This window comes from Streptomyces sp. NPDC017529, from assembly GCF_044329785.1.
In the GTDB taxonomy this organism is placed as follows: Bacteria; Actinomycetota; Actinomycetes; order Streptomycetales; family Streptomycetaceae; genus Streptomyces.
Genome location: NZ_JBIRJY010000010.1, coordinates 295,898 through 301,897, shown reverse-complemented (window position 1 = coordinate 301,897; position 6,000 = coordinate 295,898). Strand labels below are relative to the sequence as shown.

The 6,000-nt window shown below is 71.2% G+C and carries 6 protein-coding genes; 2 read left to right on the top strand and 4 right to left on the bottom strand.

The features are described 5' to 3' along the window. Positions 1-56: 56 nt before the first annotated feature. Together ACH4K4_RS25500 and ACH4K4_RS25495 are read right to left on the bottom strand one after the other, a co-directional pair. Positions 57-650 carry a DUF5994 family protein gene (locus ACH4K4_RS25500; protein WP_398170320.1) on the bottom strand — a complete coding sequence of 198 codons (594 nt, stop codon included), beginning with the start codon at positions 648-650 and terminating at the stop codon, positions 57-59. 525 nt (positions 651-1,175) lie between these two features. After that, positions 1,176-1,769, bottom strand: a complete 594-nt coding sequence (locus tag ACH4K4_RS25495; RefSeq protein WP_398170319.1) for a CGNR zinc finger domain-containing protein — start codon at positions 1,767-1,769, stop codon at positions 1,176-1,178. A gap of 91 nt (positions 1,770-1,860) precedes the next feature. Here ACH4K4_RS25495 and ACH4K4_RS25490 point away from each other — a divergent pair, with 91 nt between their 5' ends. Then, a complete protein-coding gene (locus tag ACH4K4_RS25490) occupies positions 1,861-2,655 on the top strand; it encodes an MBL fold metallo-hydrolase (RefSeq protein WP_398170317.1) in 795 nt (264 codons plus the stop codon). Positions 2,656-2,779: 124 nt separating this feature from the next. Next, positions 2,780-3,865, top strand: a complete 1,086-nt coding sequence (locus tag ACH4K4_RS25485; RefSeq protein ID WP_398170315.1) for an LLM class flavin-dependent oxidoreductase — start codon at positions 2,780-2,782, stop codon at positions 3,863-3,865. A 262-nt stretch (positions 3,866-4,127) separates the two neighbouring features. Here the strand turns inward: ACH4K4_RS25485 and ACH4K4_RS25480 are convergent, their stop codons facing one another. Then, the gene (locus ACH4K4_RS25480) at positions 4,128-4,469 is read right to left on the bottom strand and encodes an anti-sigma factor antagonist (protein ID WP_398170314.1); all 342 of its coding nucleotides are present in this window, start codon (positions 4,467-4,469) and stop codon (positions 4,128-4,130) included. A gap of 598 nt (positions 4,470-5,067) precedes the next feature. Beyond that, positions 5,068-5,703 carry a DUF4389 domain-containing protein gene (locus tag ACH4K4_RS25475; protein WP_398170313.1) on the bottom strand — a complete coding sequence of 212 codons (636 nt, stop codon included), beginning with the start codon at positions 5,701-5,703 and terminating at the stop codon, positions 5,068-5,070. Between the last annotated feature and the right edge of the window lie 297 nt (positions 5,704-6,000).

Below are 6,000 nucleotides of genomic sequence, written 5' to 3'. Positions count from 1 at the left end.
CAACGTCCTGTGGGCGATGATCCGTGACGGAGAGCGCTTTCATGCTTCACCTCCCGTCACGGGAGCGGCTTGACAACACGATTGGGAAGTTCCTTCCGGGCCGCCCGGGGAGCCGGAGCCGTGCGGACGGCTCCGCCCTCGCTCTCCCACCCGGCCGCGTCGGACAACGTGTTCCGCGTACCCGCCCGGCGGGCGGCCGGAACCGCTGACGGCCCGACTGTCTCCATAAGGCCGCTCGCCGTACGGGTGTTGTGCGGGTCGGCCGCCGCTCGCATCAGCTCCGCCGCCCGGTCGGGGGCGGTTTCGGGGGGCACGATCAACAGGTCCCAGCGCCCGACGGTGTAGGAGGCGAGGAACAGCTCGTGCGGGTCCTGTTCGGCCGCGAACATGCCGACCCCCACCACATGGCCGTCGACGGGCACCTTGCGCGGAATCACCGGCCAGTGGGAGGGGTTCACCGTGATACGGGTGATCCGGCCCCACAACGGGTCCAATGTCGCGGCGAGAGCGGGTAGTTCACGCCCCAGGTCGCGGGAACGTGGCCACCAGGCGCCGTCCAGCGGGCCGCTGGACCGGTCCGCCGGCGTCAGGGAAAGCCTGGCCGTTCGCTGTTCGGGGGTGAGGGTCGTCGGTTCGGCGAGCACAGTCATGGCTCGGTCCACCTGAGAGGCACCACGACGGGCAGTTGGTCCGCGTCGTCTGCCGAAGGTCGTCGTTCTCCGAGAACGACGCCGACATCTGAGCCGGTGTACGAAATACTCTCGGTGGTACCCAGTTTACTCCGTGCGGCGAACGAGCGGCCTGAGCGGCGTGCATCGCCTTGCTCACATACCGGTTCACCCGCCTCTCGCGCCGGTCCGGCGCGGTAGCCGTGGGAACAGGCCGCCATCGCAAGCCGCGAGAGCCCCCGCCGCCTCGCCGACGCCACGCCCGCTCGCCGGGCCGGACATGCGTGCCGCCCCAGCCGTTCGCAGGGCTCAACACCCCTGTCGGCCAGGCGGTGCCGGATGCCGCGTGAGGCCGGCCATCGTCGCGGGTGACGGCCGTCGTAGCCGCTGTCGCCGTCCAGCTAGGCGGGACGGCACCGCCGGCGGCCGCGACGGGACCGGATCGGCGGGCCGCGGACCAGCGAAATCAAGGCTTGACTGTCGTGCCGGGCCGACGATGCGGCGTCGTCAGCCCGTCGGGGTGCGGCGGGCGTAGGCGCGGGCGGCGCGGGCGCGGTCGCCGCAGCGGGTGGAGCACCACTGGCGGCGGCCGTGCCTGAGCAGGAAGCGGTTGCAAGGCGGGGAGGCGCAGGCGGTCAGGCGGGTGGCGTCGGGGGAGGTGAGCAGGTCGGCGGCGTCGGCGGCGATGACCGCGAGGGCGTGCTCGACGATCGCGGTGGTGGGGTGGGGTGTGGCGCGGTAGGGGCCGGCCTTCTCGTCCCACATGAGCAGGGACGCGGTCGGGACGCGGGTCATCGCGTCGTTGATCGCCGTGACGGCGGCGGGCAGGGCGGGCTGCCCGGCGACACGGGAGGCCAAGAGCGACCTGACCTGTTCGCGCAACGAGCGCAGCTGCGTGGCGCACACCTCCGCCAGGCCGGCGTCGGCCGGGGCGAGGTCGCGCTGTGCCAGCCACTGCTCGGCCTGCGCCGGGCTGCCAAGGAGATCGGCCGTGTGTCCGCCGGGCAGTGCGACGGCGCTGTTGGCCAGGGCCAGGGCGGGGTGCTCCACCTCGCCCGGCGCCGAGGGCAGGGCGGCTTCGTCCGTCACGTTCTCTTTCATGCTTCTCATGGTACGGGTTGCGTTCATCCGTGAGGGCTGCGTACAGTCACCTCACGGTTAATACGCAATCTATCCGTGAGGGGCTTCTTTCGTGTCTTCCCAGACCCTGCCGACCGCGCCGTTCCCCGTCCGTGTCTTCGGGGGCCCGACTGCCCTCTTCGAGTACGGTGGCCTGCGCTTTCTCACCGACCCGACCTTCGACGGCCCCGGCGACCACCAGGCACCGGCCGCCGTGCTGACCAAGACGGCGGCGGCTGACGGCAGCCCGGCCGATCTCGGCCGCGTCGACGTGGTTCTGCTCTCGCACGACGAGCACGCCGACAACCTCGACACCTCCGGCCGGGCCCTGCTCGCCGACGTCCCGCTGACGCTCACCACCCCCGGCGGCGGGGAGCGTCTCGGGGAGGCCGCCACCGGCCTCGCCGACTGGCAGTCGGTCGAGCTGGGGCGCCGGGACGGCGGGCCCGGCACGGTCACCGTGACCGGCGTGCCCGCCATCCACGGCCCCGGCACACGCGAGGAGGTGGAGCCGATCACCGGTCAGGTCGTCGGCTTCGTCCTGACCGGCGAGGGCCTGCCCACCGTCTACATCAGCGGCGACAACGCCTCCCTTGACGCGGTCAAGGAGATCGCCGAGCGCTTCGCTCCGGTGGACACCGCCCTCCTCTTCGCCGGAGCGCCCCGCTTCACCGAAGTCTTCGACGGCGAGGTGATCGTCCTGGACAGCGCCCAGGCCGCCCAGGCCGCGAAGATCCTCGACGCCGGCCGGGTGGTCCCCGTCCACTACGACAGCTGGGCCCACTTCACCGAGGGCCGCGACGAGCTCGTCGCCGCCTTTGCCGCCGCCGGTCTCACCGACCGCGTCGACTTCGGCGTCCGCGACTGACCCCACCCACGTCGCACGCGTTTGCCGGACAGCCGGGCGCCGGCCGACAGGGACCTGCCGCGACTGTCGGCCGGCGCCCGGCGTCCCCGCGCCGCACACCTCATCACCGAAGGACCGCACCATCATGACCGAGCCGATCCGCGGCACCCGCCATGGCTCCGCCCCCGCCGCCCTGTCCGTACTGGACTCCGCCATGACCGGCACCGGCCAGACCGCCGCGCAGGCGCTGGCCGGCAGCATCGAACTCGCCCGGCTCGCCGACCGGCGCGGCTTCACCCGCTACTGGATGAACGAGCACCACGCCATGCCCGGCGTCTCCACCTCCAGTCCGCCCGTCCTGCTGTCCCGGCTCACCGCGGAGACCAGCAGGCTGCGGCTCGGCGCGGGCGGGATCATGCTGCCCAACCACGCGCCCTTGGTCGTCGCCGAACAGTTCGGCATGCTTGACGCCCTCGCCCCCGGCCGCATCGACCTGGGCCTGGGACGGGCACCGGGCACCGATCACGCCACGGCCGCCGCCCTGCGCCGCGGCGCGAGCGGCGCCGAGGACTTCCCCCAGCAGGTGGCCGAGCTGCTGCACTTCCTCGGCGATGATTTCCCGGCCGAGCACCCCTACGCCGACCGCGTGTACGCCGTGCCGGGACCCGCCCAGGACCGGCTCAACGGCGTCACCGGCCCCACCGGCCGCCTGCCGGTGTGGCTGCTCGGCTCGTCCGGCTACTCGGCGCAGCTCGCCGCCCGGCTCGGCCTGCCGTTCGCCTTCGCCGCGCACTTCAACCCGCGAGATGTCGTGGCCGCCCTGCGCCTGTACCGCGAGCGGTTCACTCCGTCCGAGGCCCTGGCAGAGCCGTACGCGCTGGTCAGCTTCACCGTCGCGGCATCCGACGACGAGCGGGAGGCCCGCCGCCAGGCCGGCACCCTCGCGCACGCCATGCTCCGCATGTTCCAGCGCAAGTCCTACCTGCTGCCGTCCCCCGAGGAAGTGGACGCCTACCCCTACGACGCCCAGGAACGCCAGGCCGTCGACAGCTGGCTGACCCACGTCCCGCACGGCACCCCCGAGCAGGTCACCGCCCACCTGAACCAGGTCCAGCGGGACTCCGGAGCCGACGAGCTCATGATCGGCAGCGTCGGCCACTCCGTCCGGGCCCGGCTGCGCTCCACCGAGCTGATCGCCGACGCCTACGACATGCCCGACAGCCCGCGCTGACGCGGGACGGGCGGTCCTCCACCCGCCGCCGCTCGGTCCTCTTCACCCGTAGTCGGGGCAAGACCGGAACGCGAGCGAAACGTGCCGAACGCCAATGGCCAGGCTGGTCACAGGCACGCATTGGTGGACCCGGAGGTCGTGAAGTACGCCGCCTTGCAGGTCCGGCACCACGTCCCGGCGGACGCGGCCGTCGCACCGCCCAGCACCGCTGCGGAGGCCAGCGCCAGCCTGCCCCCTCACCGTTACGCTCGCCCCGCCCATGTCACGCGCTGTTTCCGTCTGGTAAGTGGAGGAGGGCCTCCGCGATGCCCTCCTCCACTGTGGGCTGTGGGCATAGAGCCTCGCTCAGCCCGGCTATGTGCAGGATGCGCAGGTGCCACGGGTGAGCGCAGACGAGTCCCACATAGCCGCCGTGTGCCAGCGCGCGGCGGCGGGTTCGGCACAGCAGGGACAGGGCGGAGGCGTCGAAGAAGTCCACCGGGCGGAGATCCACCAGCATCCGGAGGCCGGGGCGGGCGCAAGCTGCCTCCAGCAGGGTACCGGCGTGATCGGCCGTGAAAAGGTCGATCTCACCGCGCAGCTCGATCACGGTGAACCCCTGCACGACATAGGAGTGCGTACGGCCGTCCGGACCAGAAACGTTTCTTGGATCGAAGGAGGCCGGAGGCCCGGTCGTAGGGCGTGGGGGCTTCGCCATGGCGTAGTCCTCGGTTGACACGCCCCGCGCCCGGTGGTGGCGAGATCGTGTGCTGAGCAGCGCGACAGCACCCGAGGTCTGGGGGTGACGCGTCGAAGGTAGCCAGGTGGCCGGTTAAAGATGCTCAGAAGCCCGCCGGTTACCCCGTACGGGTGAAGGTCACCCGCCCCGCGCCCGCGCTGCCGTCAGCACGCGGGCTCCGCGCCCGTGACCGGCGCAAGCCACGCGCACGCCAACACCTGCACGAACGGGCGAAGTTCTCGGGCCGGAGCCCAGAGAGAAGGCCGGCGGCGAACTGCTGCTCGCCGAGGCGGGCCCCGCCCCACGCAAAGACATCAAACGCACGGTCACCGGGCCGTTGTTGCCCGTCTCCCCCGCCAGTACGGCCGCGGTCAGCTCGCTGGCCGAAGGCGAATGCCGCGGCGCAGTCAGTGAGAGGTCAAGTAGCAACAGATGGCAGTGATCCCGCGTTCCGCGCCGGTAGCCCGGATAGCCAGGAACGGTCTCATTCCGCTTGCAGGCTGAAGGGCGGATATGCGTCGGTGAGCAGGCCGACGTAGGCCTGTACGCGCAGGTTGTAGCGGTAAACACCGACGAGGAAGCCGCGGAGTGCCTGAGGATAAGCGCCGGTGATCAGCACTGCGAAGAATCCCGCGATCACGACGGCCGTCGCTGCGATGCCCAGCGCGAAGAGCACTATGTAGTGCGGGAAGGCGAGCAGCCATTTGACCAGTGGCTGCCACCTCGACACGTTCCCGGGGTAGGTGAACGTCACGAGAGTGTGCGAGTCGGCGCCGTCGTCGGTGGCGGTGGTCCGGAAGTCGAAGGGCGGGTAGTCCTCGCGCAGGAACAGCGCGTAACTCGCCACCCGCCACTCGTAGCGGAAGGTCATGGCGATCGCGTCGAAGAGCGGGCGGGGGATACGCCGGGTGAACAGCACGGTGAAGAAGGCGATGAAGGTGAGTACCTCGCGCAACGCGCCGAGCGCGTAGCTGATCAGCAGGTGCGGGATGGCGAGGAACCATTGCGCGAGTGGTCGCCAGCGGGCGATTCGCGGTGGGGCATGGAGTTCGAGTTGAGTGGGGTAGGGGGTGGCCAGTGACATGGTGCCCTCCTCAGGCAGCGGTTCACGGCTGGGCATGACGGCCGGTGTGCCGCTGTCCCTATGAGCCGCCGGTAGGCGGAGTCGCGAGCACGGCTTCATCAGGGAGGTCCGTGGTCTCAGCGCGGTCCGTGGTCAAACGGCGACTACGGTTTTGCCGGTCGTGGACTCCTGGTGGGCACCGAATGGCGGCGAGGAGGCGGGGCAGGATGGCCTGCAGAGGTGCCAGGGGCCCAGTCGGCGCCAGCCACGCGGATACGATGCAGTTTCTCCATGGCCGGGGGCTCGGGCCGGTCGCTTATCTCGGATCACAGGACAGCTCCGGCTTGGCCGTGC

Excerpts from the sequence above, each read along its gene's own strand:
- ACH4K4_RS25500 (WP_398170320.1), bottom strand. The coding sequence starts at position 650 with ATGACTGTGCTCGCCGAACCGACGACCCTCACCCCCGAACAGCGAACG.
- ACH4K4_RS25495 (WP_398170319.1), bottom strand. The coding sequence starts at position 1,769 with ATGAAAGAGAACGTGACGGACGAAGCCGCCCTGCCCTCGGCGCCGGGC.
- ACH4K4_RS25485 (WP_398170315.1), top strand. The coding sequence starts at position 2,780 with ATGACCGAGCCGATCCGCGGCACCCGCCATGGCTCCGCCCCCGCCGCC.
- ACH4K4_RS25475 (WP_398170313.1), bottom strand. The coding sequence starts at position 5,703 with ATGCCCAGCCGTGAACCGCTGCCTGAGGAGGGCACCATGTCACTGGCC.